Raw genomic sequence first — 24,093 nt, forward strand, 5'->3', positions numbered from 1 at the left:
TTGTTCAAGTATAACTACTTATGTAAGCTTAGAAAGTGGGACGTAAGTTTCACTTTCTAGTCTAAATATAAAATAACCTATATAAACTAAGGAGGAATTTAGAATGGCTAAAGCTAAATTCGAACGTTCTAAACCCCATGTTAACATCGGTACAATCGGCCACGTTGACCATGGTAAAACTACATTAACTGCTGCGATCACTACAGTTCTTGCAAAAGCTGGTGGTGCTGAAGCACGCGGATACGATCAAATCGACGCTGCTCCAGAAGAAAGAGAGCGCGGAATCACAATCTCAACTGCACACGTTGAGTATGAAACTGAAACTCGTCACTATGCACACGTTGACTGCCCAGGTCACGCTGACTATGTTAAAAACATGATCACTGGTGCTGCTCAAATGGACGGCGGTATCTTAGTAGTATCTGCTGCTGATGGCCCAATGCCTCAAACACGTGAGCACATCCTTCTTTCTCGTCAAGTAGGTGTTCCTTACATCGTTGTATTCTTAAACAAATGCGACATGGTAGACGACGAAGAATTATTAGAATTAGTAGAAATGGAAGTTCGCGACCTATTATCTGAATACGGATTCCCAGGCGACGATATTCCTGTAATCAAAGGTTCTGCTCTTAAAGCTCTTCAAGGAGAAGCTGATTGGGAAGCAAAAATCATTGAATTAATGACTGAAGTTGATGCTTACATCCCAACTCCAGAACGTGAAACTGACAAACCATTCTTAATGCCTATCGAGGATGTATTCTCTATCACAGGTCGTGGTACAGTTGCAACTGGTCGTGTAGAGCGCGGAATCGTTAAAGTTGGTGACGTAGTAGAAATCATCGGTCTTGCTGAAGAAAATGCTTCTACAACTGTAACTGGTGTAGAGATGTTCCGTAAACTTCTTGACCAAGCTCAAGCTGGAGACAACATCGGTGCTTTACTTCGTGGGGTTGCTCGTGAAGACATCCAACGTGGACAAGTTCTTGCTAAAACTGGCTCTGTAAAAGCTCACGCTAAATTCAAAGCTGAAGTTTTCGTATTATCTAAAGAAGAAGGTGGACGTCACACTCCATTCTTCGCTAACTACCGTCCTCAGTTCTACTTCCGTACAACTGACGTAACTGGTATCATCCAATTACCAGAAGGTACTGAAATGGTAATGCCTGGTGACAACATCGAAATGACTATCGAACTTATCGCTCCAATCGCTATCGAAGAGGGAACTAAATTCTCTATTCGTGAAGGTGGACGTACAGTAGGTTACGGTGTAGTTGCTACTATCGTTGAGTAATCTTAACTGATATAAAAAAACCAAGGGATTTTCCCTTGGTTTTTTTGTTTGTATTTATATAATGAATGAAATGATTTTTTTATATTTTGACGAGTTTCTTCTATAGTAATACAAAATCAATAAAACTAAAATCCAGAAACTGTAAAACGGATTCTATGAGATGAAAACTTGAAATTCTTTAAAGTGCCATGTATAATAGCAAAAGTAGAGAAAAGCAGATGCAAACAAAAAGATGCTTGCATCTAGACGAATAACATTGTATAATAAACAATGTTGGTCTTTGACTGCGATGAAGTGGAAGGTTGCTGACACACCCGGCCGCTTTGCCATGGCATGGTGTGGGGAAATTTCCATGGAGAAGGTCTATTTTAGAAATAGGCGAACGAAGGAGGGAAAATAATGGCAAAAGAAAAAATTCGTATCCGTTTAAAAGCTTATGATCACCGTATTCTTGATCAATCAGCTGAGAAAATTGTAGAAACAGCTAAGCGTTCTGGGGCAACAGTTTCTGGTCCGATCCCATTACCAACTGAGAAGACTATTTACACAATTCTTCGTGCTGTTCATAAGTACAAAGATTCTCGTGAGCAATTCGAAATGCGCACACACAAACGTTTAATCGATATCGTGAGTCCTACTCCACAAACAGTAGATTCATTAATGCGTTTAGACTTACCGTCTGGTGTAGATATCGAAATCAAACTATAATTCATATAACTTAAAAATGTAGGAGGTGTAACTCATGACCAAAGGAATCTTAGGAAGAAAGATCGGTATGACTCAAGTATTTGCTGAGAACGGTGAGTTAATCCCAGTAACAGTTATCGCTGCTAATCCAAACGTTGTTCTTCAAAAGAAAACAACTGAAACTGATGGCTACAATGCAATCCAGTTAGGATTTGAAGATAAACGTGAAAAGTTAACTAACAAACCTGAACAAGGCCACACTGCTAAAGCATCTACAACTCCTAAGCGCTTCATTCGCGAAATCCGCGATGCAGACGTGGACGGATTAGAGGTTGGTCAAGAGGTAAAAGTTGAAGTTTTCGCTGCAGGTGAAATCGTTGACGTAACAGGAATTTCTAAAGGTAAAGGTTTCCAAGGTGTTATCAAACGCCACGGACAATCTCGCGGACCTATGTCTCATGGTTCTCGCTATCACCGTCGTCCAGGTTCAATGGGCCCAGTTGCTCCGAACCGTGTATTCAAAGGCAAAAAACTTGCTGGACGTATGGGTGGAGACCAAGTTACTATCCAAAACTTAGAAATCGTTCAAGTTGACACTGAGCGCAACTTATTACTAGTAAAAGGTAACGTTCCAGGTGCTAAGAAATCTCTTGTAGTTGTTCAAGGCGCTGTGAAGGTTAGCAAATAATTCACAATAGGAAGGAGGAATTCCAATGCCAAAAGTTACTGTATATAACCAAACTGGTTCACAGGTTGGTGAAATCGAATTAGCTGAAGCTATTTTCGGTATCGAACCAAATGAAGCTGTACTTTTCGAAGCTGTAATGATGCAACGTGCATCTTTACGTCAAGGTACACACAAAGTAAAAACTCGTTCTGAAGTTCGTGGTGGTGGTCGTAAACCATGGCGTCAAAAAGGAACTGGACGTGCTCGTCAAGGGTCTATCCGCTCTCCTCAATGGCGTGGTGGTGGTACGGTATTCGGACCTACACCAAGAAGCTATGCGTACAAACTTCCTAAGAAGGTTCGTCGTTTAGCAATCAAATCTGCATTAGCTACTAAAGTAGTTGAGAACAACATTGTAGTTCTTGAAGACCTAGTGTTAAATGCACCAAAAACAAAAGACATGCTAGCAGTACTTAAAGGATTAACTGTTGAGAAGAAAGCTCTTATCGTAACTGCTGATGCAAACGAATCTGTAGAGTTATCTGCTCGCAATATCCCTGGAGTAACAGTAATCACTGCTGATGGCGTAAACGTTTTAGACGTGCTTCATCATGATAAGCTAATCATGACAAAAGCGGCAGTGGAAAAAGTAGAGGAGGTGCTTGCATAATGAGAGATCCTCGTGATATCATTAAGCGCCCAGTTATCACTGAACGTTCTATGGAAATGATGGCTGAAAAAAAATACACGTTCGATGTGGACGTTAAATCTAATAAAACAGAAGTTAAAGATGCTCTTGAAGCGATCTTTGGTGTTAAAGTAGAAAAAGTGAACATCATGAACTACAAGCCGAAAGCAAAACGCGTTGGTCGTCACGCTGGTTTTACTAGCCGTCGTCGTAAAGCAATCGTTAAGCTAACTGCTGACAGCAAAGAAATCGAAATCTTCCAAGGTGTTTAATTCTTACTAAAGAAGGAGGGAAATTGAGATGGGAATTAAAAAGTATAATCCAACTACTAACGGTCGTCGTAATATGACTACGAATGATTTCGCTGAAATCACGACTGACAGACCAGAAAAGTCATTACTTGCTCCTTTAAGCAAGAAGGCTGGTCGTAATAACCAAGGTAAAATTACTGTACGTCATCAAGGTGGCGGACATAAGCGTCAATACCGTATCATCGACTTTAAGCGTAACAAAGATGGAATTCCAGGACGCGTTGCTACGATCGAATACGATCCAAACCGCTCTGCGAATATCGCATTAATTAACTACGTTGACGGTGAAAAACGTTACATTCTTGCTCCTAAATCTTTAGAAGTAGGTATGGAAGTTATGTCTGGCCCAGAAGCTGACATCAAAATCGGTAACGCATTACCATTAATCAACATTCCAGTAGGTACTGTTGTTCATAATATCGAGCTTAAGCCTGGTCGTGGCGGACAATTAGTTCGTTCTGCTGGTACTTCTGCTCAAGTACTTGGTAAAGAAGGTAAATACGTACTTGTACGTTTAACTTCTGGTGAAGTACGTCTTGTATTATCTGCTTGTCGCGCTTCAATCGGTCAAGTAGGTAACGAACAGCACGAACTTATCAAAATCGGTAAAGCAGGTCGCTCTCGCTGGTTAGGTAAACGCCCAACAGTTCGTGGTTCTGTAATGAACCCGGTTGATCACCCACACGGTGGTGGTGAAGGACGTTCTCCAATCGGACGTAAGTCTCCAATGTCTCCATGGGGTAAACCAACTCTTGGATTCAAGACTCGTAAGAAAAACAAAGCGTCTGACAAATTTATCGTTCGTCGTCGTAAAAAATAATGGGATTGTAGTACGGTTCATTTCTAGAACCGTACGCCAATCACGAAGGGAGGCACCAAAATGGCTCGTAGCTTAAAAAAAGGACCATTTGTCGATGATCACTTAATGAGCAAAATGGAAAAATTAGTTGCATCTGAGCAAAAACAAGTTGTTAAAACTTGGTCTCGCCGTTCAACAATCTTCCCTCAGTTCATCGGACACACAATCGCTGTATATGATGGTCGTAAACACGTACCTGTGTACATCACTGAGGATATGGTTGGCCATAAGTTAGGTGAATTCGCACCAACTCGTACGTATAAAGGTCACCTTGCTGACGATAAGAAAACTAGAAGATAATGAGAGGAGGCACTTCAATGCAAGCTAAAGCAGTAGCGAGAACAGTTCGTATTGCTCCTCGTAAAGTTCGTTTAGTAGTAGACTTAATCCGAGGTAAGCAAGTGGGTGAAGCGATTGCTATCCTTAACCACACACCAAAAACTGCTTCTCCAGTTGTAGAGAAAGTTTTAAAATCTGCAATCGCAAATGCAGAGCACAATTATGAGATGGATATTAACAACCTAGTTGTTGAAAAAGTTTTCGTTGACGAAGGTCCAACGTTGAAACGTTTCCGTCCACGTGCAATGGGTCGTGCAAGCCAAATTAACAAACGCACAAGCCACATTACAGTTGTGGTATCAGAAAAGAAGGAGGGATAATCGATGGGTCAAAAGGTTAATCCAATTGGTCTTCGTGTCGGCGTTATCCGTGACTGGGAATCTCGTTGGTTCGCAGAGAAAGATTATGCTACATTACTACATGAAGACATCAAAATCCGTGAGTACATTACTGTACGCTTAAAAGATTCTGCTGTTGCTAAAGTAGAAATCGAACGTGCAGCAAATCGTGTAAATGTTACAATTCACACTGCAAAACCTGGTATGGTAATTGGTAAAGGTGGTACTGAAGTTGAAGCACTTCGTAAAGCTCTTAACCAATTAACAGGCAAGCGTGTACACATCAACATTTTAGAAGTTAAGAGAGCTGATCTTAACGCTAAATTAGTAGGCGAAAACATCGCTCGTCAATTAGAAAACCGTGTATCATTCCGTCGTGCACAAAAGCAAGTTATTCAACGTGCTATGCGTGCAGGTGCTAAAGGTATTAAAACACAGGTTTCTGGTCGTCTTGGCGGAGCTGATATCGCTCGTGCAGAATCTTACAGTGAAGGAACTGTTCCACTTCATACACTTCGCGCTGATATTGACTATGCAGCAGTTGAAGCTGATACAACATACGGTAAATTAGGCGTAAAAGTATGGATCTACCGTGGAGAAGTCCTTCCTACAAAAAAGAAAGCTTCTGAGGAAGGAGGAAAATAATATGTTAATGCCAAAACGCGTAAAATATCGTAGAGAGCATCGTGGTAAAATGCGTGGTCGTGCAAAAGGTGGAACTGAAATTGCTTTCGGTGAATTCGGTTTACAAGCACAAGCTGCTTCATGGATTACAAACCGTCAAATCGAAGCTGCTCGTCGTGCAATGACTCGTTACATGAAACGTGGCGGTAAAGTATGGATTAAAATTTTCCCTTCTAAACCTTACACTGCAAAACCTCTAGAAGTACGTATGGGTTCCGGTAAAGGGGCACCAGAAGGCTGGGTAGCAGTAGTAAAACCTGGGAAAATTATGTTCGAAATCGCGGGTGTATCTGAAGAGGTAGCACGCGAAGCATTACGTCTTGCAGCTCACAAGTTACCTGTGAAATGTAAATTCGTAAAACGTGAAGAAAATGGTGGTGAATCTAATGAAAACTAATGATATTCGTGAATTAACCACTGCCGAAATCGAAACAAAAGTTAAAGCTTTAAAGGAAGAATTGTTCAATCTTCGCTTCCAACTTGCTACAGGACAATTAGAGAATCCAACTCGCATTCGTGAAGTGCGTAAAGCAATTGCTCGTATGAAAACTGTAGTTCGTGAAAGAGAGATCGGAATTAATCGATAAATTGAGGGGAGGTTTGCATAGTGAGCGAACGTAACCAACGCAAAGTTTATACTGGTCGTGTTGTGTCTGACAAAATGGACAAAACGATTACAGTTTTAGTTGAAACTTACAAAACTCATTCCTTGTACGGAAAACGTGTTAAGTATTCTAAGAAGTACAAAGCCCATGATGAGCAAAACCAAGCGAAACTTGGCGATATCGTTAAAATCATGGAAACTCGCCCGCTTTCTGCTACTAAGCGTTTCCGTTTAGTTGAAATCGTTGAAGAAGCGGTTATTATCTAAATAGACGAATCGGAATTTTTAGTCCGAAGGGAGGTTTCATAACATGATCCAACAAGAATCTCGTTTGAAAGTTGCTGACAACTCTGGTGCACGTGAACTTTTAACAATTAAAGTATTAGGCGGCTCTGGTCGTAAATATGCTAACATTGGTGACATTATCGTTGCTACGGTAAAACAAGCAACACCAGGTGGCGTTGTTAAAAAAGGTGACGTTGTTAAAGCAGTAGTGGTACGTACGAAGAGCGGAGCTCGTCGTCCGGACGGTTCTTATATCAAATTTGATGAAAACGCAGCGGTTATCATCAAAGACGATAAGAGCCCACGTGGTACTCGTATCTTCGGACCAGTAGCTCGTGAATTACGTGATAGCAACTTCATGAAGATCGTTTCTTTAGCTCCAGAAGTTCTATAATTTAAGGTATTGCCTTGCTAAGGAGGTGCAGAATTAAGATGCATGTAAAAAAAGGTGATAAAGTACAGGTAATCACTGGAAAAGACAAAGGAAAACAAGGCGTTATCCTTGTGGCTTTCCCAAAGCAAAACCGTGTTATCGTTGAGGGTGTTAACATCGTTAAAAAACACTCTAAGCCATCTCAATTAAATCCACAAGGTGGAATTATTACTAAAGAAGCACCTATTCACGTTTCTAACGTTATGGTTTTAGATCCGAAAACAGGTGAACCTACTCGCGTAGGCTTCAAAGTAGAAGATGGTAAAAAAGTTCGTATTGCAAAAAAATCTGGTGAATTATTAGATAAATAATTTTCTTAAGAAAGGAGGTCACTTCATTGAATCGCCTTAAAGAGAAGTTCCAAAAGGAAATTACTCCTGCTCTAGTGAGCAAGTTTAACTATAAATCTGTGATGGAAGTACCGAAAATCGAAAAGATCGTAATCAACACTGGTGTTGGTGACGCGGTATCTAACTCAAAAGCTTTAGACAATGCAGTAGAAGAATTAACACAAATCGCAGGTCAAAAACCTGTTGTAACTCGTGCTAAAAAATCAATCGCTGGTTTCCGTCTTCGTGAAGGTATGCCAATCGGTGCGAAAGTAACTTTACGCGGCGAGCAAATGTATGAGTTCTTCGACAAATTAGTATCAGTTTCTTTACCACGTGTACGTGATTTCCGTGGTGTTTCTAAGAAATCATTCGATGGTCGTGGGAACTACACATTAGGTGTTAAAGAGCAACTTATCTTCCCTGAGATTGATTATGATAAAGTAAGCAAAGTCCGCGGTATGGACATCGTAATCGTTACTACAGCGAAAACTGATGAAGAAGCTCGTGAACTTTTAACACAATTCGGTATGCCATTCCAAAAATAATGGAAACCAACGCTAAGTAGAGGAGGCGAAAACGTGGCTAAAAAATCTATGATAGCGAAACAAAAGCGTACTCCTAAGTTTAAAGTACAAGAGTATACACGTTGCGAACGCTGCGGTCGTCCGCATTCTGTATACCGCAAATTTAAGCTTTGCCGTATTTGTTTCCGTGAACTTGCATATAAAGGTCAAATTCCTGGTGTTAAAAAAGCTAGTTGGTAAAACCCACAAATGGGAAGGAGGTAAAACACATGGTGATGACAGATCCAATTGCAGACATGCTTACTCGCATCCGTAATGCGAACATGGTACGTCATGAGAAATTAGAGGTTCCTGCTTCTAAAATCAAAAAAGAGATCGCTGAACTTTTAAAACGTGAAGGTTTCATTCGTGATGTAGAATACATCGAGGATAACAAACAAGGTATCCTTCGTATTTTCCTGAAATATGGTGCAAACAATGAACGTGTAATCACTGGATTAAAACGTATCAGTAAACCTGGCTTACGCGTTTACGCTAAAGCTGATGAAGTACCACGTGTACTTAACGGATTAGGTATCGCTCTTGTTTCTACATCTAAGGGAGTAATGACAGACAAAGACGCTCGTCAATTACAAACTGGTGGAGAAGTAGTAGCATACGTTTGGTAATATATATTTAAAACGAACGGAGGTGTGACCACATGTCTCGTATTGGTAAAAAGATTCTTGAAATCCCTGCAGGTGTTACTATTACAATTGCAGAAGACAATACTGTAGCAGTAAAAGGCCCTAAAGGTGAATTAACTCGTAAATTCAATGCTGATATGTCTATCAAAATTGAAGAAAATACACTAACAGTTGAGCGTCCATCTGAACAGAAGGAACACCGTGCATTACACGGTACAACTCGTGCTTTAATCGGAAACATGGTTGAAGGTGTAACTACAGGTTTCGCACGCGGACTTGAATTAGTCGGTGTTGGTTACCGTGCTCAAAAACAAGGAGATAAACTTGTATTAAGCGTAGGTTATTCTCATCCAGTAGAAATGACTCCGGAAGCAGGTCTTGAAGTTGAAGTACCTGTACCAACTAAAATCGTAATCAAAGGTATCGACAAGCAACGTGTTGGCGAATTTGCTGCTAACATCCGTGCTGTACGTGCTCCTGAGCCTTATAAAGGTAAAGGTATTCGTTACGAAGGCGAAGTTGTTCGTCGTAAAGAAGGTAAAACTGCTAAGTAAACCCGTTAGGTGAGAGAAAGGAGTGACAAGAATGATCACTAAAGCTGATAAAAATGCGACTCGTAAGAAAAGACATGCACGTGTACGTGCTAAACTTACTGGTACTGCAGAACGTCCACGTTTAAACGTGTTCCGTTCTAACCAACATATTTACGCTCAAGTTATTGATGATGTAAATGGTGTAACGTTAGTAAGTGCATCTACTCTTGATAAAGACCTTGCTCTTAACGGTACTAGCAATACTGAAGCTGCTACGAAAGTAGGAGAATCAGTTGCTAAGCGTGCTGTAGAGAAAGGCGTTAAAGAAGTAGTATTCGATCGCGGTGGTTACTTATACCATGGCCGTGTTAAAGCTCTAGCTGAGGCTGCTCGTGAGGCTGGATTACAATTTTAATGGTCAAAGGAGGGAAAATTGATGCATCGCATTGACCCAAGTAAATTAGAACTTGAAGAACGTGTAGTTACGATAAATCGTGTCGCGAAAGTTGTTAAGGGTGGTCGTCGTTTCCGCTTTGCTGCACTAGTTGTAGTTGGCGATAAAAACGGTCATGTTGGATTCGGTACTGGTAAAGCACAAGAGGTACCAGACGCAATCCGCAAAGCTATCGAAGACGCTAAGAAAAACTTAATCGCTGTACCATTAGTTGGTACAACAATTCCACACACAATCAACGGTCATTTTGGAGCTGGTGAAGTATTCTTAAAACCTGCTGCTGAAGGTACTGGTGTTATTGCTGGTGGACCTGTTCGTGCGGTACTTGAATTAGCTGGTGTACAAGATATTCTTTCGAAATCTCTTGGTTCTAACACACCAATCAACATGATTCGCGCTACTGTGAACGGATTAAGCGAACTTAAGCGCGCTGAAGATGTTGCAAAATTACGCGGTAAATCTGTAGAAGAGCTACTAGGTTAAGGAGGGAAAACAAATGGCGAAAAAGTTAGAAATTACCCTCACTCGTAGTGTAATTGGTCGTCCACAAGATCAACGTGCGACGGTAGAAGCTTTAGGTCTTAAAAAGTTGAATTCAACTGTAGTTAAGGAAGAAACTCCTGCTATTCTTGGTATGATCAACAAAGTTTCTCACCTTATAACTGTAACAGAAGCTTAAGGATAACTCATTAATATAAGGAGGTGCCTGGGAATGAAACTTCATGAATTAAAACCTGCAGAAGGTTCTCGTAAAGTACGTAACCGTGTCGGTCGTGGTATCGGTTCTGGTAACGGTAAAACTGCTGGTAAAGGTCATAAAGGACAAAACGCACGTTCTGGTGGCGGTGTTCGTCTTGGCTTCGAAGGTGGTCAAACTCCATTATTCCGTCGTTTACCAAAACGCGGCTTCACAAACATTAACCGTAAAGAGTTTACTATTGTAAACTTATCAACGTTAAATCGTTTTGAAGATGGTACAGAAGTAACACCTGAATTATTGCTGGAAACTGGCGTTATCAGCAAGTTAAACGACGGTGTTAAAATTCTTGCAAGCGGCGCAGTAGAGAAAAAATTAACTGTTAAAGCGCACAAGTTCTCTTCAAGTGCTAAAGAAGCAATTGAAGCAGCTGGCGGATCAGTTGAGGTGATCTAATGTTTCGTACAATCTCCAACTTTATGCGCGTTGCTGAGATAAGACGTAAAATATTATTCACTTTAGCGATGTTAATCGTATTCAGGATTGGCACGTTTATCCCAGTGCCATTTACAAATGGAGACGTACTGAAAGCACAAGATCAATTAAATGCCTTAGGTATCCTAAATACATTTGGCGGTGGCGCCTTGAAAAACTTCTCCATCTTCGCGATGGGAATCATGCCGTATATTACAGCATCCATCATCGTGCAATTATTGCAGATGGATGTTGTTCCTAAATTTTCGGAATGGTCGAAGCAAGGTGAAATGGGCCGTCGTAAACTAACGCAATTCACGCGTTACTTTACAATTGTTCTTGCGTTTATTCAGGGGTTTGGTATGTCAATCGGTTTTAACGGTATGGTAGGTGGGCAATTAATTTTGAATCCTGGTTGGAGCACTTATTTATACATTGCTACGGTACTGACTGCTGGTACTGCATTTTTAATGTGGTTAGGTGAACAGATTACAGCTAAAGGTGTAGGTAATGGTATTTCCATCCTTATCTTTGGCGGTATTGCCGCAGCGATCCCAAGTGTTATATCTCAAGTGTATCAACAACAGTTTCAAAATATCGGAGATCAATTGTTCATGAGTATCGTTAAAGTTGCATTGATCTTACTAGCTGTGCTAGCGGTTATTGTTGGTGTTATTTTCATTCAACAGGCTGTTAGAAAGATCCCAATTCAATATGCGAAGCGTGTAACAGGAGGGAATGGGAATCATGCTGGAGCACAAAACACACATTTACCGCTTAAGGTAAATAGTGCGGGTGTTATTCCAGTCATTTTTGCTGTTTCATTCTTAATTACGCCTCCAACTATTGCACAGTTCTTCCCGAATCATGATGTATCGCAGTGGATCATTGCAAACTTTAACTATTCTCACCCAGTGGGAATGATCATATATGTTGCGCTCATTGTAGCCTTCACATATTTCTATGCGTTTGTTCAGGTTAATCCAGAGCAAATGTCAGAGAATCTAAACAAACAAGGTGGATATGTTCCAGGTATTCGTCCGGGTAAGAATACGGAACAATATCTAACAAAAATCTTGTATCGTTTGACCTTTGTAGGATCAATTTTCCTAGCAGCGATTGCAATCTTACCAGTTATCTTTACAAAATTGGGAAATCTTCCTCCATCTGCACAGATTGGTGGAACGAGTATGTTAATCGTTGTCGGCGTTGCTTTAGAAACAATGAAGCAGCTAGAAAGTCAACTGGTAAAACGCCATTACAAAGGGTTTATCAAGCAATGAGTAAGTGGGAAGAATTGTCTTCCCTACATGCTCATGTACTCTGAGGGGGAACAAGGATGAACTTAATTTTAATGGGGCTTCCTGGTGCTGGTAAAGGTACACAAGCCGAACAGATTGTTGCCAAGTATAACATCCCTCACATTTCAACAGGAGATATGTTCCGTGCAGCTATGAAGGCTGAAACTGAAATGGGTCTACAAGCAAAATCTTTTATTGATAAAGGTGCACTTGTTCCAGATGAAGTTACAATCGGAATCGTTCGTGAACGTTTAAGTCAAGAAGACTGCGTAAGAGGTTTCTTACTAGACGGTTTCCCACGAACTGTTGCACAAGCATCAGCTCTTGAAGAGATTATGAAAGATCTTGGTAAAAAAATCGACTATGTTTTAAACATTAATGTGGATTCAGGGTTGTTATTAACACGCCTTACAGGCCGTCGCATTTGTAAAGAGTGCGGTGCGACTTACCACTTAGAATTCAATCCACCAGCAAAAGCTGATGTGTGCGATAAATGTGGTGGCGAATTATATCAACGCTCTGATGACAATGAAGAAACTGTGGCAAATCGTTTAGATGTAAATATTAAGCAAACAAAACCTTTGCTTGATTTCTACGAGGAGCTTGGTTACTTACAAAGCATTAATGGTGAGCAAGATATCAATAAAGTATTTGCTGATATCGATGTTCTCATCGGAGGCTTAGCGTAATGATCATCTGCAAAACTCCTCGCGAGATAGAAATCATGCGAGAAGCTGGCAGGATCGTTGCTTTAACTCATCAAGAGTTGAAACAGCATATTACTCCAGGAATTACAACGAAAGAGCTCGATCAAATAGCGGAAAAGACGATTCAAAAATATGGTGCTACGCCATCTTTTAAAGGATACAACGGATTTCCGGGGAGCATATGTGCTTCTGTAAATGAAGAGCTTGTACACGGAATTCCAGGGAAGCGCAAGCTCGAAGAGGGCGATATCATCAGTATCGATATTGGTGCGAAATACAATGGGTACCATGGAGATTCTGCATGGACGTATCCAGTTGGAAACATTTCTGAATCTGTTCAAAAGCTACTTGATGTCACAGAAAAATCGTTGTATCTTGGTCTAGAACAAGTAAAACCAGGCGAAAGATTATCAAATATCTCACATGCGGTTCAAACCCATGCTGAAGAGAATGGGTTCTCGATCGTTAGGGAGTATGTTGGTCACGGAATCGGGCAAGACTTACATGAGGACCCTCAAATCCCGCACTATGGTCCACCAAATAGAGGCCCTAGATTAAAGCCGGGAATGGTCATCTGTGTTGAGCCGATGGTGAATCAAGGAAGACGATATGTAAAAACACTATCTGATGACTGGACAGTGGTAACGGTAGATGGTAAATGGTGTGCACACTTTGAGCACACGATTGCTCTTACAGAAGCAGGATACGAAATCCTTACCACTTTATAAGTAGCTGGCTCTCCGGGATTTCAGAGCAGTGTAAAATGTTACTGATTTGAAGAAGGGAGAACTATTGAATGGCTAAAGATGATGTAATTGAAGTCGAAGGTACCGTTCTTGAAACGTTGCCAAATGCTATGTTCAAAGTAGAATTAGAGAATGGGCATGTCGTATTGGCTCACGTTTCTGGTAAAATCCGTATGAACTTCATTCGTATTTTACCAGGAGACAAAGTTACGGTAGAATTATCTCCGTACGATTTAAATCGTGGTCGTATTACGTACCGTTTTAAATAATATAGCACTCCGTAATCTTTAAGGAGGTTCGAGACATGAAAGTAAGACCGTCAGTTAAACCAATCTGCGAAAAATGTAAAGTTATTCGTAGACGTGGAAAAGTAATGGTTATTTGTGAAAACCCTAAACATAAACAAAAACAAGGTTAATCAGAAGGAGGTGCATTCAGAATGGCACGTATCGCAGGTGTAGATATTCCTCGAGACAAACGCGTTGTTATTTCTTTAACTTACGTATTCGGCATTGGTCGCACAACTGCTGAAAAAATTCTAACTGAAGCTGGTATTTCTTCAGAAACACGAGTTCGTGATTTAACGGAAGACGAACTAGGACGTATCCGTGATATCATCGATCGTATTAAAGTTGAGGGAGACCTTCGTCGTGAAGTATCTCTTAACATTAAACGTCTAATGGAGATCGGTTCTTACCGTGGTCTTCGTCACCGTCGTGGTTTACCAGTTCGTGGTCAAAACTCTAAAAACAATGCTCGTACACGTAAAGGTCCACGTCGTACAGTAGCAAATAAAAAGAAATAATAAGTAAAGGAGGTTGAACTAACAATGGCACGTAAAACAAACACTCGTAAAAAACGTGTGAAAAAGAATATTGAAGCTGGTATAGCTCATATTCGTTCTACTTTCAACAACACAATCGTAACACTTACAGATACTCATGGTAACGCACTTTCTTGGTCTAGTGCTGGTGCACTTGGTTTCCGTGGATCTCGTAAGTCTACTCCATTCGCTGCGCAAATGGCTGCTGAAGCTGCTGCTAAAGTTGCAATGGAGCACGGTTTAAAAACTTTAGAGGTTACTGTTAAAGGTCCTGGTGCTGGTCGTGAAGCTGCAATTCGTGCTCTTCAAGCTGCAGGTCTAGAAGTAACAGCAATTAGAGATGTTACTCCAGTTCCTCATAATGGATGTCGTCCACCAAAACGTCGTCGTGTGTAATTTTTCTGTATAGAATTTTCCCTTTTGTCTATAATGGATATGATGCATTATCGAGAAATTTCGTACAGAAACATCGCTTGTTGTGCACAATCGGGAACTGCCTAAGGGGGACTTTCGGTTAGACAGGGGGTATCCCTTTGTTTAACCGGGGTTTCGACGTTTTGAAGGAGGGTTTAGTTAATGATTGAAATCGAAAAGCCGAAAATCGAAACGGTTGAACTTAACGAAGATGCTAAATATGGTAAATTCGTAATTGAACCGCTTGAGCGTGGATATGGTACTACTTTGGGTAACTCCTTACGTCGTATTCTTTTATCCTCACTCCCTGGTGCCGCTGTTACTGCTATCCAAATCGATGGCGTATTACATGAATTTTCAACAGTTGAGGGCGTAGTAGAAGACGTTACGACGATCATCTTAAACTTGAAAAAGTTAGCTCTTAAAATCTACTCTGAAGAAGAGAAGACGTTGGAAATTGATGTGCAGGGCGAAGGTATTGTCACAGCTGCTGATATTACTCACGATAGTGATGTAGAAATCTTAAATCCAGATTTACACATTGCAACGTTAGCAAAAAATGCGCATTTCCGCATGCGTTTAACTGCAAAGCGTGGCCGTGGGTATACGCCAGCTGATGCAAATAAAAGCGAAGATCAACCAATAGGAGTAATTCCTATTGATTCTATTTATACTCCAGTATCACGTGTGACTTACCAAGTGGAAAAGACACGTGTCGGACAAGTGGCTAATTATGATAAGCTTACGCTTGATGTATGGACGGATGGAAGCATCGGGCCAAAAGAAGCTATCTCTTTAGGTGCCAAAATCTTAACTGAGCATTTAAATATCTTTGTTGGTTTAACTGATGAAGCACAAAATGCTGAGATTATGGTCGAGAAGGAAGAAGATCAAAAAGAGAAAGTTCTTGAGATGACTATCGAAGAACTAGATCTTTCTGTTCGTTCTTATAATTGCCTAAAACGTGCAGGAATTAATACTGTACAAGAGCTTGCGAACAAAACAGAAGAAGATATGATGAAAGTTCGTAACTTAGGACGTAAATCCTTAGAAGAAGTTAAACATAAACTTGAGGAATTAGGTTTAGGTTTACGTAAAGACGACTGAGGATTTAAACCCATCAACAAAGGAGGGAACTACGAATGGCATACAGAAAATTAGGCCGTACAAGTGCGCAACGTAAAGCTATGTTACGTGATTTAGCTACTGATTTAATTATCAACGAGCGCATCCAAACGACAGAAACTCGTGCAAAAGAACTTCGTTCTGTAGTGGAAAAAATGATCACTTTAGGTAAACGCGGAGATCTTCACGCTCGTCGTCAAGCAGCAGCTTTCATTCGCAATGAAGTAGCTAACGCTGAGACTGGTCAAGATGCACTTCAAAAATTATTCGCTGATGTAGCTCCACGCTATGCTGAGCGCCAAGGCGGATACACTCGTATTGCAAAAATTGGTCCACGTCGCGGAGACGCAGCACCAATGGTAATTATCGAGTTAGTATAATGATAATTAAAAGGGCAGGACAGTTCTTTTCAAGAAACTGGTCATGGCCCTTTTTTTTAAATATAAAAATAGGCTAACTTGGCGAAGGAAAGGGTGCCTTGTATTGAAAAAAGAGAAACTTCGGACAGAGAATATATCATTTCAATATCCTGGGGCAGCCACTTATGCATTAAAAGATGTTTCATTTTCCTTGTATGAGGGAGAATGGGTATCTGTTATTGGACAAAACGGTTCAGGGAAGTCTACACTTGCAAAATTATTGAATGGTTTGTTTTTGCCAGAAGCAGGGACTATTACAGTAAATGATACAATGGTTTTATCAGAGGAAACGGTATGGGATGTTCGAAAACAAATTGGGATGGTATTTCAAAATCCAGATAATCAATTTGTTGGAACGACAGTGCAAGACGACGTTGTTTTTGGCTTAGAGAATATCGGAATGCCAAGAGAAAAAATGGTAGAAAGATTAGATCAGGCCCTCAAACTTGTCCGTATGGAAGATTTTCTTAATGATGAACCTCATTCGTTATCTGGTGGGCAAAAGCAGCGAGTGGCAATAGCAGGCGTTTTAGCACTTCAGCCATCTATTTTGATATTAGATGAAGCAACGTCAATGCTAGATCCTCAAGGGAGACGTGAAGTAGTAGAAACGGTTAGACAACTTGTTAATCAAAAAGGTATTACCGTGTTATCAATTACGCACGATTTAGAAGAAGCGGCGCAATCAGACCGTGTCATTATTTTAAATAAGGGAGAAATATTAGAGGAAGGGACTCCAAAGCAAATATTCAAGTCCTCTCATATGCTCCAAGAAATTGGATTAGATGTACCATTTTCAGTGAAAATAGCAGAATTATTAAAAAGAAATGAAATTCTCTTGCAAAATACGCATCTTACAATGGAAAGCTTGGTGAACGAACTTTGGAGATTACATTCCAAAAAGTAGAACATCGTTATCAATATAAAACTCCATTTGAAAGACGCGCACTTTATGATGTAGACGTGTCGTTTCCAAGTGGGGGCTATTATGCCATTATCGGTCATACTGGTTCAGGTAAGTCGACGATGATTCAACATTTAAATGGTTTATTGCAGCCGACGAATGGCACAGTTCAAATTGGTGAACATTTCATTTCGGCAGGAAAGAAAGAAAAAAAGCTAAAGCCACTACGTAAAAAGGTAGGGGTTGTCTTTCAATTCCCAGAACATCAGTTGTTTGAAGAGACTGTGGAGAAGGATATTTGTTTCGGCCCTACTAATTTTGGGATATCTGTAGAAGAAGCGAAGCAAAAGGCAAGAGAGGCAATTGAACTTGTAGGGTTAGAGCCAGAACTGTTAACACGTTCACCGTTTGAGTTAAGTGGTGGGCAAATGAGGCGTGTTGCGATAGCGGGTGTATTGGCGATGGAACCCGAAGTGCTTGTATTAGATGAACCTACAGCAGGACTAGATCCAAAAGGGCAGAATGAACTTATGGAGATGTTTTATAAGCTGCATAAGGAAAAAGGTCTTACAGTTATCCTAGTAACACATAATATGGAGGATGCTGCTAAGTATGCGGAGCAGATTGTAGTCATGCATAAAGGAACGGTCTTTTTGCAAGGAAGTGCAGAGGAAGTATTTTCACATGCTGATGAACTAGAGAAAATTGGCGTGGATCTTCCTATGTCTTTAAAGTATAAACGTGCAATTGAAGAGAAGTTTGGCATTTCAATCCCAAAGGCTACCTTATCTTTAGAGGATCTTACTCATGAAGTTGTGCAGGTGTTACGAAAAGGTGGTCATGAATCATGCAGCAGTTGATTATTGGAAGATATATTCCAGGGAAGTCTCTTATTCATCAACTTGATCCACGTACGAAGCTGCTGATTGTCTTTTTATATGTATTTGTTGTTTTCTTAGCAAATAATGCGATTTCATATGGATTTTTATTTTTATATGCACTCATTGCTTTATTTTTTGCAAAAGTGCCGATTCGTTATGTACTTTCGGGCTTAAAACCAATTCTATGGATTTTTCTTTTTACATTTTTCCTGCATATTTTTACAAATAAAGAAGGGGAAGTACTATTCCAGCTTGGTTGGTTTTCGATACATGAAAAAGGATTAGAGCAAGGGATATACATTTCTATACGATTCTTCGTTATTATTTTAATGACGACATTATTAACGTTAACGACGACACCTATTGAGATTACAGATGGTTTGGAGACGTTATTAAAGCCGTTGAAACGTATAAAAGTTCCTGTTCATGAAATCGCATTAATGATGTCAATTTCTCTTCGTTTTATTCCGACATTAATGGATGAAACAAGTAAAATAATGAAGGCACAAGCTTCACGTGGTATTGATTTCGCAGGAGGACCGATAAAAGATAGGATAAAAGCTATTATCTCACTACTCGTTCCTCTATTTATCAGTGCTTTTAAGCGTGCTGAGGACTTAGCAATTGCTATGGAAGCACGTGGGTATCAAAATGGCGAAGGACGTACTAAATTTAGGCAACTACGCTGGAAAACAAGCGATACAGTAACGATTATAAGCTTACTTTGTTTAGCTTGTATTTTGGCATGGGTGCGATCGTAATGGAGAATAGAGAAATGGATAGAATAAAATGTACGGTTGCATATGATGGCATGCATTTTTGTGGTTATCAAATTCAGCCGCAGCATCGTACTGTTCAACAAGAGATTGAGAAAGCTTTGCAGAAATTGCATAAAGGAGAACTTGTTCGTGTTCAGGCATCGGGCAGAACGGATTCTACTGTTCACGCTAAAGGACAAGTCATACACTTTGATACACCGTTGTCTCTTGAAGAGTGGCAATGGAGTAATGCATTAAACACAATGTTGCCAGATGATATTGTTATCAGACAGGTAGAGAAAAAAACAGATGAATTTCATGCGCGTTACGGTGTCGAGAGAAAAGAATATCGTTATCGTGTATTATTATCAAAGACTGCGGATGTATTCCGTAGAAATTACGTATATCAATATCCATATCCGCTCGAAATAAGCTCTATAAGAAAAGCGATTCCTTATTTTATTGGAACGCATGATTTCACTTCTTTTTGTTCGGCAAAAACTGACAAAAAAGATAAAGTGCGAACGATTTATGAAATTGAGTTAATTGAGCAAGGCGATGAATTAATTTTTCGTTTTGTAGGTAATGGATTTTTATATAATATGGTCAGAATTATTGTTGGTACGTTACTTAGCGTAGGACAAGGAAAGCTTGATCCTGATAGCATTCCAGAGATTTTAGCGAAACAAAATCGTCAGTTTGCTGGAAAGATGGCTCCAGGTCATGGACTTTACTTATGGCAGGTAAACTATAACAACTAATCCTGGTGTAACATTTGCTTGACATTAGAAACTCAAAAGTATATCATAACATATGGTATTGTTTCTAAAACCACGATTAGCCCCGGAAGGAAATCGTGTTTAAGATAAACAATAGATTTTTTCTATGGAAAAGATAACGAGGAGGGAAACACATGCGTACGACTTTTATGGCAAAAGCTAACGAAGTTGAGCGTAAATGGTATGTGGTTGATGCTGAAGGTCAAACTTTAGGTCGCCTATCTACTGAAGTAGCATCTATTTTACGCGGTAAAAACAAACCTACATTTACACCACACGTTGACACGGGTGATCATGTAATTATTATTAACGCTGAAAAAATTCATTTAACAGGTAATAAATTAAACGATAAAATTTACTACCGTCACACTAACCACCCAGGTGGACTTAAACAAAGAACAGCTCTAGAAATGCGTACAAACTACCCTGTACAAATGTTAGAGCTTGCAATTAAAGGGATGCTTCCAAAAGGACGTTTAGGACGTCAAGTATCTAAGAAATTAAACGTGTATGCTGGAGCAGAGCATCCACACCAAGCACAAAAACCAGAAGTTTACGAACTTCGTGGATAATCAATTAAAGGAGGGCTTACTTTGGCACAGGTTCAATACTATGGCACTGGACGTCGTAAGAGTTCAGTAGCGCGCGTACGCCTAGTTCCAGGCGAAGGACGCGTTATCATTAACGGTCGTGATTTTGAAAACTATATCCCATTTGCTGCATTACGTGAAGTAGTGAAACAACCTCTAGTTGCAACAGAAACTTTAGGTAACTACGATGTACTTGTAAACGTAAATGGTGGTGGATACACTGGTCAAGCTGGTGCTATTCGTCACGGTATTTCTCGCGCTTTATTAAAAGCTGATCCAGAATACCGTCTAACACTAAAACGTGCAGGTCTATTAACTCGTGACGCACGTATGAAAGAGCGTAAAAAATACGGTCTTAAAGGCGCACGTCGTGCACCTCAGTTCTCAAAACGTTAATTTTTGCGAACTACAAACCCCAACCATTTTGGTTGGGGTTTTTTTATGTTTCATTCCTCTTTTGTAATTTTTGTAGTTTGGAATATTTTAGTGCTATTCTCTCGCGTATGCTTCTTCTTTAGAAGTTTAGACTAATACTTATTAGGGAGGTTTATAAGTACTATGAATGTCATTGTCAGCTTACAAGAAAAACAAAAAGAAAAGCAGTTGAAATATGAACGGAAGATGCTGCGAGAATTATCATTAAAAACATTACGTTCAAATATTAGGGATGCCTTTCAGATGCAGGAACTTCATCGTCAGTATGAAGATTACTGTATTGAATTAGGGATAGAATCGTATTTATTAGGAGCGAGATACAGTAAGTTTGGTTATTATGGTGAATCATTCTTTGATGTAAAATATAGAGCCTTAGAAGAAGAGCAACAATTAACGGAAACACTATTTCAATTTTTAACGAGCATGACTATGCGGGAAATTAAGTTACAAGATGAGGAATTACTTTTTGAATCCTGCCAGCAGTTTATAGGCTTATGGTGGCAGGAAGGATATGAAAAAGGTGAAAGAAGATATCGATTAAAGCTTCATTAAGACAAGCATAAACTTTCCTCTTGTCCCATATAAGTAATTAGAGGGACTAGCTGGAGGAGGAAAGGTATGAAGAGAATTCGAATTATCTCTTTTGCACTCGCTGCGGTTGTTTTGTTTTTTTTAGTTAAACAAGAATTTCAAATTACAAAATCGTGGCGAGCTTGGAATTTACCCTTATCGGGGAAAGTGATTGTATTGGATGCTGGGCATGGTGGGCCAGACGGAGGGGCTGTTGGTGGAAAAGATATTATAGAAAAAGATATTACGCTTGAGATTACAAAGAAGGTACAAGATTATTTACAAGAACAAGGTGCACTAGTTATTTTAACACGTGAGGGAGATTATGATTTAGCTCAGAAAGATACAAAATCATATAGTAGACGTAAAGCAGAGGATTTAAAAAAGCGTGTAGAGATTATTAATAAGCCTGATGTAGACTTTTTTGCGAGTATTCATTTAAATGCTTTAACTAGCAGTGGATCGAAAGGCGCACAAACGTTCTACTACCGTTCTTCGGTTGAAAATGAACGTGCTGCGAAATTTATACAAGCTGAATTGAGAACGAGTTTAGAGAATACGAATCGTTCTGCTAAAACAATTTCTCATGTGTATTTATTAAAGTATGCGAAAACACCAGGTGCTTTAATTGAAGCTGGCTTTTTATCGAATGTAAACGAAAGGTATATGTTAAATTCGGAGAAATATCAGCAAAAGGTAGCGGCTGCAGTATATCGTGGTATATTACGTTATTTCACGGAAAAAGGGAATCCTCCAGAATAAGGAGGATTTTTTGAGTTTCTCTCGTTAACGAAGTTTTCCGAAAATATGTTATACTGGAAATGTAAACGCATTTATTTCAAAAATAAAGAGAGATACATTTAATTAACATTACGTTATTTTTCATACAGGGGGCTGGGCTAACTATGGTAACGAAAGAGCAAGTAGTGGAAGCGTTAGAAGGGATTGTAGATCCGTTTTTACATAAAACGTTAAAAGAAACAGGTGCAATTAAAGAGGTAACAGTTAAGCCTGAGAAGGAACATGTAAGTGTTAAAATTGCAATTGTAAAAACCGGTACAGCGGAACAAATGCAATTGCAATCTGGAATTGTAAAGTTAGTAAAAGAACTAGGGGCAGCAACAGTAGGGCTTCGCTTTGCAGAATTTACAGAAGAGGAATTAGCTCAGTTTGCACCGGAACAGGAAGAAGAGCAAACTGAATCTTTATTGTCACCAAATTCAAAAACAACATTTTTAGCAGTGGCGAGTGGAAAAGGTGGAGTCGGAAAATCAACAGTTTCTGTTAACCTTGCCATTGCTTTAGCTCGTTTAGGTAAAAAGGTTGGTATCATTGATGCTGATATTTATGGTTTTAGCGTACCGGATATGATGGGGATAGAAAAACGTCCTGTTGTAAGAGGGGATAGAATCATTCCAGTGGAGCGTCTAGGTGTAAAGGTAATTTCAATGGGATTCTTTGTAGAAGATAATGCACCGGTTATTTGGAGAGGCCCTATGCTTGGGAAAATGTTAAATCACTTCTTTACAGAAGTAGAGTGGGGCGATTTAGACTATTTAGTTTTAGATTTACCACCGGGTACAGGTGATGTTGCGCTAGACTTACATTCAATGTTGCCAGCTTGTAAAGAGATTATTGTAACAACGCCACATCCAACAGCGGCATTTGTGGCAGCGCGTGCTGGAGCCATGGCTTTACGTACAGAACATAGTATTCTTGGTGTTGTTGAAAATATGGCGTATTTTGAAAGTAAAACAACTGGTGAAAAAGAATATGTGTTTGGAAGAGGTGGAGGAGATAAATTAGCTACAGAACTTCAAACAGAAGTACTTGGCCGAATCCCGCTTCAACAACCTGATTGGAATAAAGATGACTTTGCGCCTTCAGTATATGAAGATACACATACGACGGGTCTTATTTATCGTACGATAGCTGAGACAGTAATTGATAAAATAGCTGTCGCGCAAAAATAAAATAATAATGAGTGGACAATACATATATTGTCCACTCATTATTATAATTATTATTTTTACTGTTGCTCCTTTTTACCGTCTTGGGAACCACCTTCACCGCCTGCTTCTTTTTTATCAGATCCACTTTTTTCGGCCTTTTGTACACCTTTACTAATAATATCAATCATCTTAGCTTGGAAGAGTGGGCTTTCGGCAGTTTCGGTTAGTACTTGTTGTAAATATTGGCGGTATTCTTTGCTCTTCATTGTTTGTAACATCATTTTTTCTACTTCAGGGTTTTTCATAATTTCTATAACGCCTGCTTGGTATTCAGGGTCTTTTAGTAATGTTTTCATTAAGGTTGTTTGTTCTTTTCCCATACTTTTAGCGAATTTCGATGAGAACTCAGGGTCTTTAAAGAGCTTTTCCCAGAATTGTTGCCCTTTGTCGGATACCATTGCATCTTCAATCGTTTTCTTTACTACTGTTTCATCTAGTATGAGTGCTTGTTTCATTTTTTCATCAGTTAACACATCTTGAATGGCTTTCTTACCTTGATCGGTTTTTAAAATATCAACAATCATTTTCTTCGTTTGATCGTAATCAAGTTCGGACTTTGCTTCTTTTCCTTGTGCACATGCTACAAGTATAAGAAATAGAAAAGAAGAAGTCAAAATGAGCAGCATCCGTTTCATAAGTTGGAACTCCTTTCAACACAGTTCTCTCTTTTTAATATAAATATCTTTAAGGAATTTATACATGAACATGGCTAGCTTTTTGAAATTGTCATTGATACAATTTAA

Annotated in this window: 41 protein-coding genes; 40 read left to right on the plus strand and 1 reads right to left on the minus strand. The window is 39.6% G+C overall.

The features are described 5' to 3' along the window. The first annotated feature begins 103 nt into the window (after nucleotides 1-103). From tuf to QCI41_RS18790, 40 genes are all read left to right on the plus strand, one after another. A complete protein-coding gene (tuf, locus tag QCI41_RS18595; protein ID WP_001029617.1) occupies nucleotides 104-1,291 on the plus strand; it encodes an elongation factor Tu in 1,188 nt (395 codons plus the stop codon). A gap of 399 nt (nucleotides 1,292-1,690) precedes the next feature. Continuing rightward, entirely contained in the window at nucleotides 1,691-1,999 is a 309-nt protein-coding gene (gene rpsJ / locus QCI41_RS18600; protein WP_001040595.1) for a 30S ribosomal protein S10, read from the plus strand. 34 nt (nucleotides 2,000-2,033) lie between these two features. Beyond that, nucleotides 2,034-2,666, plus strand: a complete 633-nt coding sequence (gene rplC / locus QCI41_RS18605) for a 50S ribosomal protein L3 (RefSeq protein WP_000160209.1) — start codon at nucleotides 2,034-2,036, stop codon at nucleotides 2,664-2,666. Between the two features lie 25 nt (nucleotides 2,667-2,691). Continuing rightward, on the plus strand, nucleotides 2,692-3,315 hold the full coding sequence (gene rplD, locus QCI41_RS18610; protein WP_001127258.1) for a 50S ribosomal protein L4: 624 nt from the start codon (nucleotides 2,692-2,694) through the stop codon (nucleotides 3,313-3,315). Then, complete coding sequence (rplW, locus tag QCI41_RS18615) at nucleotides 3,315-3,605, plus strand: 50S ribosomal protein L23 (RefSeq protein WP_001205558.1); 291 nt, start codon at nucleotides 3,315-3,317, stop codon at nucleotides 3,603-3,605. Before rplD ends, rplW begins: the two co-directional genes overlap by 1 nt. Nucleotides 3,606-3,633: 28 nt before the next feature. Then, a complete protein-coding gene (rplB, locus tag QCI41_RS18620; RefSeq protein WP_000511583.1) occupies nucleotides 3,634-4,464 on the plus strand; it encodes a 50S ribosomal protein L2 in 831 nt (276 codons plus the stop codon). Between the two features lie 60 nt (nucleotides 4,465-4,524). After that, nucleotides 4,525-4,803, plus strand: coding sequence for a 30S ribosomal protein S19 (gene rpsS / locus QCI41_RS18625; protein ID WP_000124454.1), 279 nt, complete (start codon nucleotides 4,525-4,527; stop codon nucleotides 4,801-4,803). A gap of 17 nt (nucleotides 4,804-4,820) precedes the next feature. Then, nucleotides 4,821-5,162, plus strand: a complete 342-nt coding sequence (gene rplV, locus QCI41_RS18630) for a 50S ribosomal protein L22 (protein WP_001148024.1) — start codon at nucleotides 4,821-4,823, stop codon at nucleotides 5,160-5,162. A gap of 3 nt (nucleotides 5,163-5,165) precedes the next feature. Next, complete coding sequence (gene rpsC, locus QCI41_RS18635; RefSeq protein WP_000529958.1) at nucleotides 5,166-5,825, plus strand: 30S ribosomal protein S3; 660 nt, start codon at nucleotides 5,166-5,168, stop codon at nucleotides 5,823-5,825. A 1-nt stretch (nucleotide 5,826) separates the two neighbouring features. Then, nucleotides 5,827-6,261: a 50S ribosomal protein L16 gene (gene rplP / locus QCI41_RS18640; RefSeq protein ID WP_000928969.1), complete on the plus strand. Its 435-nt coding sequence runs from the start codon at nucleotides 5,827-5,829 to the stop codon at nucleotides 6,259-6,261. Beyond that, a complete protein-coding gene (rpmC, locus tag QCI41_RS18645; protein WP_000855718.1) occupies nucleotides 6,251-6,451 on the plus strand; it encodes a 50S ribosomal protein L29 in 201 nt (66 codons plus the stop codon). Before rplP ends, rpmC begins: the two co-directional genes overlap by 11 nt. A 20-nt stretch (nucleotides 6,452-6,471) precedes the next feature. Then, entirely contained in the window at nucleotides 6,472-6,735 is a 264-nt protein-coding gene (gene rpsQ, locus QCI41_RS18650; protein WP_000004106.1) for a 30S ribosomal protein S17, read from the plus strand. A 43-nt stretch (nucleotides 6,736-6,778) separates the two neighbouring features. Next, nucleotides 6,779-7,147: a 50S ribosomal protein L14 gene (gene rplN, locus QCI41_RS18655; RefSeq protein WP_000615912.1), complete on the plus strand. Its 369-nt coding sequence runs from the start codon at nucleotides 6,779-6,781 to the stop codon at nucleotides 7,145-7,147. A gap of 38 nt (nucleotides 7,148-7,185) precedes the next feature. After that, nucleotides 7,186-7,497: a 50S ribosomal protein L24 gene (gene rplX / locus QCI41_RS18660; protein WP_000558201.1), complete on the plus strand. Its 312-nt coding sequence runs from the start codon at nucleotides 7,186-7,188 to the stop codon at nucleotides 7,495-7,497. A 26-nt stretch (nucleotides 7,498-7,523) separates the two neighbouring features. Continuing rightward, on the plus strand, nucleotides 7,524-8,063 hold the full coding sequence (gene rplE / locus QCI41_RS18665) for a 50S ribosomal protein L5 (protein ID WP_001080829.1): 540 nt from the start codon (nucleotides 7,524-7,526) through the stop codon (nucleotides 8,061-8,063). Between the two features lie 33 nt (nucleotides 8,064-8,096). Next, a complete protein-coding gene (rpsN, locus tag QCI41_RS18670; RefSeq protein ID WP_001085700.1) occupies nucleotides 8,097-8,282 on the plus strand; it encodes a 30S ribosomal protein S14 in 186 nt (61 codons plus the stop codon). 29 nt (nucleotides 8,283-8,311) lie between these two features. Continuing rightward, nucleotides 8,312-8,710: a 30S ribosomal protein S8 gene (gene rpsH, locus QCI41_RS18675; RefSeq protein WP_000245511.1), complete on the plus strand. Its 399-nt coding sequence runs from the start codon at nucleotides 8,312-8,314 to the stop codon at nucleotides 8,708-8,710. Between the two features lie 32 nt (nucleotides 8,711-8,742). Then, entirely contained in the window at nucleotides 8,743-9,282 is a 540-nt protein-coding gene (gene rplF, locus QCI41_RS18680; RefSeq protein ID WP_000086550.1) for a 50S ribosomal protein L6, read from the plus strand. A 31-nt stretch (nucleotides 9,283-9,313) separates the two neighbouring features. Then, nucleotides 9,314-9,676, plus strand: a complete 363-nt coding sequence (gene rplR, locus QCI41_RS18685) for a 50S ribosomal protein L18 (RefSeq protein WP_000628818.1) — start codon at nucleotides 9,314-9,316, stop codon at nucleotides 9,674-9,676. 21 nt (nucleotides 9,677-9,697) lie between these two features. Next, nucleotides 9,698-10,198 (plus strand): 30S ribosomal protein S5, encoded by a 501-nt coding sequence (gene rpsE, locus QCI41_RS18690; RefSeq protein ID WP_000554646.1) that lies wholly within the window; start codon nucleotides 9,698-9,700, stop codon nucleotides 10,196-10,198. A gap of 13 nt (nucleotides 10,199-10,211) precedes the next feature. After that, nucleotides 10,212-10,394, plus strand: a complete 183-nt coding sequence (gene rpmD / locus QCI41_RS18695) for a 50S ribosomal protein L30 (RefSeq protein WP_001085232.1) — start codon at nucleotides 10,212-10,214, stop codon at nucleotides 10,392-10,394. Nucleotides 10,395-10,427: 33 nt separating this feature from the next. Beyond that, nucleotides 10,428-10,868, plus strand: a complete 441-nt coding sequence (gene rplO, locus QCI41_RS18700; RefSeq protein ID WP_000766083.1) for a 50S ribosomal protein L15 — start codon at nucleotides 10,428-10,430, stop codon at nucleotides 10,866-10,868. Further along, nucleotides 10,868-12,169, plus strand: coding sequence for a preprotein translocase subunit SecY (gene secY / locus QCI41_RS18705; RefSeq protein ID WP_000490119.1), 1,302 nt, complete (start codon nucleotides 10,868-10,870; stop codon nucleotides 12,167-12,169). The genes rplO and secY overlap by 1 nt, the downstream gene beginning before the upstream one ends. A gap of 56 nt (nucleotides 12,170-12,225) precedes the next feature. Beyond that, nucleotides 12,226-12,876, plus strand: coding sequence for an adenylate kinase (locus tag QCI41_RS18710; RefSeq protein ID WP_001048998.1), 651 nt, complete (start codon nucleotides 12,226-12,228; stop codon nucleotides 12,874-12,876). Then, nucleotides 12,876-13,622, plus strand: a complete 747-nt coding sequence (gene map, locus QCI41_RS18715) for a type I methionyl aminopeptidase (protein ID WP_000582534.1) — start codon at nucleotides 12,876-12,878, stop codon at nucleotides 13,620-13,622. Before QCI41_RS18710 ends, map begins: the two co-directional genes overlap by 1 nt. Before the next feature lie 68 nt (nucleotides 13,623-13,690). Beyond that, the gene (infA, locus tag QCI41_RS18720; protein WP_001029884.1) at nucleotides 13,691-13,909 is read left to right on the plus strand and encodes a translation initiation factor IF-1; all 219 of its coding nucleotides are present in this window, start codon (nucleotides 13,691-13,693) and stop codon (nucleotides 13,907-13,909) included. Between the two features lie 35 nt (nucleotides 13,910-13,944). Then, complete coding sequence (gene rpmJ / locus QCI41_RS18725) at nucleotides 13,945-14,058, plus strand: 50S ribosomal protein L36 (RefSeq protein WP_000868344.1); 114 nt, start codon at nucleotides 13,945-13,947, stop codon at nucleotides 14,056-14,058. A 21-nt stretch (nucleotides 14,059-14,079) separates the two neighbouring features. Further along, nucleotides 14,080-14,445, plus strand: coding sequence for a 30S ribosomal protein S13 (gene rpsM / locus QCI41_RS18730; protein ID WP_000090790.1), 366 nt, complete (start codon nucleotides 14,080-14,082; stop codon nucleotides 14,443-14,445). Between the two features lie 24 nt (nucleotides 14,446-14,469). Next, on the plus strand, nucleotides 14,470-14,859 hold the full coding sequence (gene rpsK, locus QCI41_RS18735; RefSeq protein WP_000101797.1) for a 30S ribosomal protein S11: 390 nt from the start codon (nucleotides 14,470-14,472) through the stop codon (nucleotides 14,857-14,859). A 180-nt stretch (nucleotides 14,860-15,039) separates the two neighbouring features. Then, on the plus strand, nucleotides 15,040-15,984 hold the full coding sequence (locus QCI41_RS18740) for a DNA-directed RNA polymerase subunit alpha (protein ID WP_000569644.1): 945 nt from the start codon (nucleotides 15,040-15,042) through the stop codon (nucleotides 15,982-15,984). Between the two features lie 35 nt (nucleotides 15,985-16,019). Then, nucleotides 16,020-16,382: a 50S ribosomal protein L17 gene (rplQ, locus tag QCI41_RS18745; protein WP_000331490.1), complete on the plus strand. Its 363-nt coding sequence runs from the start codon at nucleotides 16,020-16,022 to the stop codon at nucleotides 16,380-16,382. A gap of 103 nt (nucleotides 16,383-16,485) precedes the next feature. Further along, a complete protein-coding gene (locus QCI41_RS18750; RefSeq protein WP_000711780.1) occupies nucleotides 16,486-17,328 on the plus strand; it encodes an energy-coupling factor ABC transporter ATP-binding protein in 843 nt (280 codons plus the stop codon). Next, nucleotides 17,304-18,185, plus strand: a complete 882-nt coding sequence (locus QCI41_RS18755) for an energy-coupling factor ABC transporter ATP-binding protein (protein ID WP_000406512.1) — start codon at nucleotides 17,304-17,306, stop codon at nucleotides 18,183-18,185. Before QCI41_RS18750 ends, QCI41_RS18755 begins: the two co-directional genes overlap by 25 nt. Beyond that, nucleotides 18,173-18,967 carry an energy-coupling factor transporter transmembrane component T family protein gene (locus QCI41_RS18760; RefSeq protein ID WP_001186519.1) on the plus strand — a complete coding sequence of 265 codons (795 nt, stop codon included), beginning with the start codon at nucleotides 18,173-18,175 and terminating at the stop codon, nucleotides 18,965-18,967. Before QCI41_RS18755 ends, QCI41_RS18760 begins: the two co-directional genes overlap by 13 nt. Before the next feature lie 14 nt (nucleotides 18,968-18,981). Continuing rightward, nucleotides 18,982-19,725: a tRNA pseudouridine(38-40) synthase TruA gene (gene truA, locus QCI41_RS18765; RefSeq protein ID WP_353836944.1), complete on the plus strand. Its 744-nt coding sequence runs from the start codon at nucleotides 18,982-18,984 to the stop codon at nucleotides 19,723-19,725. A 152-nt stretch (nucleotides 19,726-19,877) separates the two neighbouring features. Beyond that, a complete protein-coding gene (rplM, locus tag QCI41_RS18770) occupies nucleotides 19,878-20,315 on the plus strand; it encodes a 50S ribosomal protein L13 (RefSeq protein ID WP_001260795.1) in 438 nt (145 codons plus the stop codon). Nucleotides 20,316-20,336: 21 nt separating this feature from the next. Further along, nucleotides 20,337-20,729 (plus strand): 30S ribosomal protein S9, encoded by a 393-nt coding sequence (gene rpsI, locus QCI41_RS18775; RefSeq protein ID WP_000079986.1) that lies wholly within the window; start codon nucleotides 20,337-20,339, stop codon nucleotides 20,727-20,729. Between the two features lie 162 nt (nucleotides 20,730-20,891). After that, nucleotides 20,892-21,320, plus strand: a complete 429-nt coding sequence (locus tag QCI41_RS18780) for a YbaK family protein (protein WP_001101006.1) — start codon at nucleotides 20,892-20,894, stop codon at nucleotides 21,318-21,320. A 66-nt stretch (nucleotides 21,321-21,386) separates the two neighbouring features. Next, nucleotides 21,387-22,100: an N-acetylmuramoyl-L-alanine amidase CwlD gene (cwlD, locus tag QCI41_RS18785; protein ID WP_000822446.1), complete on the plus strand. Its 714-nt coding sequence runs from the start codon at nucleotides 21,387-21,389 to the stop codon at nucleotides 22,098-22,100. 143 nt (nucleotides 22,101-22,243) lie between these two features. After that, the gene (locus QCI41_RS18790) at nucleotides 22,244-23,311 is read left to right on the plus strand and encodes an Mrp/NBP35 family ATP-binding protein (RefSeq protein ID WP_000256609.1); all 1,068 of its coding nucleotides are present in this window, start codon (nucleotides 22,244-22,246) and stop codon (nucleotides 23,309-23,311) included. 56 nt (nucleotides 23,312-23,367) lie between these two features. Here the strand turns inward: QCI41_RS18790 and gerD are convergent, their stop codons facing one another. Continuing rightward, nucleotides 23,368-23,985, minus strand: coding sequence for a spore germination protein GerD (gene gerD, locus QCI41_RS18795; RefSeq protein ID WP_353836943.1), 618 nt, complete (start codon nucleotides 23,983-23,985; stop codon nucleotides 23,368-23,370). Between the last annotated feature and the right edge of the window lie 108 nt (nucleotides 23,986-24,093).

Source organism: Bacillus cereus group sp. MG4 (genome assembly GCF_040460055.1).
Lineage (GTDB): Bacteria > Bacillota > Bacilli > Bacillales > Bacillaceae_G > Bacillus_A > Bacillus_A wiedmannii.

Coding starts and splice junctions, on each gene's coding strand:
- QCI41_RS18710 (WP_001048998.1), top strand. CDS start 12,226: ATGAACTTAATTTTAATGGGGCTTCCTGGTGCTGGTAAAGGTACACAA.
- rpsM (WP_000090790.1), top strand. CDS start 14,080: ATGGCACGTATCGCAGGTGTAGATATTCCTCGAGACAAACGCGTTGTT.
- rpsK (WP_000101797.1), top strand. CDS start 14,470: ATGGCACGTAAAACAAACACTCGTAAAAAACGTGTGAAAAAGAATATT.
- rpsS (WP_000124454.1), top strand. CDS start 4,525: ATGGCTCGTAGCTTAAAAAAAGGACCATTTGTCGATGATCACTTAATG.
- gerD (WP_353836943.1), bottom strand. CDS start 23,985: ATGAAACGGATGCTGCTCATTTTGACTTCTTCTTTTCTATTTCTTATA.
- tuf (WP_001029617.1), top strand. CDS start 104: ATGGCTAAAGCTAAATTCGAACGTTCTAAACCCCATGTTAACATCGGT.
- rplM (WP_001260795.1), top strand. CDS start 19,878: ATGCGTACGACTTTTATGGCAAAAGCTAACGAAGTTGAGCGTAAATGG.
- rpmC (WP_000855718.1), top strand. CDS start 6,251: ATGAAAACTAATGATATTCGTGAATTAACCACTGCCGAAATCGAAACA.
- rplW (WP_001205558.1), top strand. CDS start 3,315: ATGAGAGATCCTCGTGATATCATTAAGCGCCCAGTTATCACTGAACGT.
- rplP (WP_000928969.1), top strand. CDS start 5,827: ATGTTAATGCCAAAACGCGTAAAATATCGTAGAGAGCATCGTGGTAAA.
- rpsJ (WP_001040595.1), top strand. CDS start 1,691: ATGGCAAAAGAAAAAATTCGTATCCGTTTAAAAGCTTATGATCACCGT.
- QCI41_RS18780 (WP_001101006.1), top strand. CDS start 20,892: ATGAATGTCATTGTCAGCTTACAAGAAAAACAAAAAGAAAAGCAGTTG.
- rplN (WP_000615912.1), top strand. CDS start 6,779: ATGATCCAACAAGAATCTCGTTTGAAAGTTGCTGACAACTCTGGTGCA.
- QCI41_RS18790 (WP_000256609.1), top strand. CDS start 22,244: ATGGTAACGAAAGAGCAAGTAGTGGAAGCGTTAGAAGGGATTGTAGAT.
- QCI41_RS18740 (WP_000569644.1), top strand. CDS start 15,040: ATGATTGAAATCGAAAAGCCGAAAATCGAAACGGTTGAACTTAACGAA.
- QCI41_RS18760 (WP_001186519.1), top strand. CDS start 18,173: ATGCAGCAGTTGATTATTGGAAGATATATTCCAGGGAAGTCTCTTATT.
- rpmJ (WP_000868344.1), top strand. CDS start 13,945: ATGAAAGTAAGACCGTCAGTTAAACCAATCTGCGAAAAATGTAAAGTT.
- rplX (WP_000558201.1), top strand. CDS start 7,186: ATGCATGTAAAAAAAGGTGATAAAGTACAGGTAATCACTGGAAAAGAC.
- rplC (WP_000160209.1), top strand. CDS start 2,034: ATGACCAAAGGAATCTTAGGAAGAAAGATCGGTATGACTCAAGTATTT.
- rpsE (WP_000554646.1), top strand. CDS start 9,698: ATGCATCGCATTGACCCAAGTAAATTAGAACTTGAAGAACGTGTAGTT.
- rpsC (WP_000529958.1), top strand. CDS start 5,166: ATGGGTCAAAAGGTTAATCCAATTGGTCTTCGTGTCGGCGTTATCCGT.
- rpsH (WP_000245511.1), top strand. CDS start 8,312: ATGGTGATGACAGATCCAATTGCAGACATGCTTACTCGCATCCGTAAT.
- rplQ (WP_000331490.1), top strand. CDS start 16,020: ATGGCATACAGAAAATTAGGCCGTACAAGTGCGCAACGTAAAGCTATG.
- rplR (WP_000628818.1), top strand. CDS start 9,314: ATGATCACTAAAGCTGATAAAAATGCGACTCGTAAGAAAAGACATGCA.
- rplB (WP_000511583.1), top strand. CDS start 3,634: ATGGGAATTAAAAAGTATAATCCAACTACTAACGGTCGTCGTAATATG.
- truA (WP_353836944.1), top strand. CDS start 18,982: ATGGATAGAATAAAATGTACGGTTGCATATGATGGCATGCATTTTTGT.
- rplF (WP_000086550.1), top strand. CDS start 8,743: ATGTCTCGTATTGGTAAAAAGATTCTTGAAATCCCTGCAGGTGTTACT.
- cwlD (WP_000822446.1), top strand. CDS start 21,387: ATGAAGAGAATTCGAATTATCTCTTTTGCACTCGCTGCGGTTGTTTTG.
- map (WP_000582534.1), top strand. CDS start 12,876: ATGATCATCTGCAAAACTCCTCGCGAGATAGAAATCATGCGAGAAGCT.
- secY (WP_000490119.1), top strand. CDS start 10,868: ATGTTTCGTACAATCTCCAACTTTATGCGCGTTGCTGAGATAAGACGT.
- rplV (WP_001148024.1), top strand. CDS start 4,821: ATGCAAGCTAAAGCAGTAGCGAGAACAGTTCGTATTGCTCCTCGTAAA.
- infA (WP_001029884.1), top strand. CDS start 13,691: ATGGCTAAAGATGATGTAATTGAAGTCGAAGGTACCGTTCTTGAAACG.
- rplD (WP_001127258.1), top strand. CDS start 2,692: ATGCCAAAAGTTACTGTATATAACCAAACTGGTTCACAGGTTGGTGAA.
- rpmD (WP_001085232.1), top strand. CDS start 10,212: ATGGCGAAAAAGTTAGAAATTACCCTCACTCGTAGTGTAATTGGTCGT.
- rplO (WP_000766083.1), top strand. CDS start 10,428: ATGAAACTTCATGAATTAAAACCTGCAGAAGGTTCTCGTAAAGTACGT.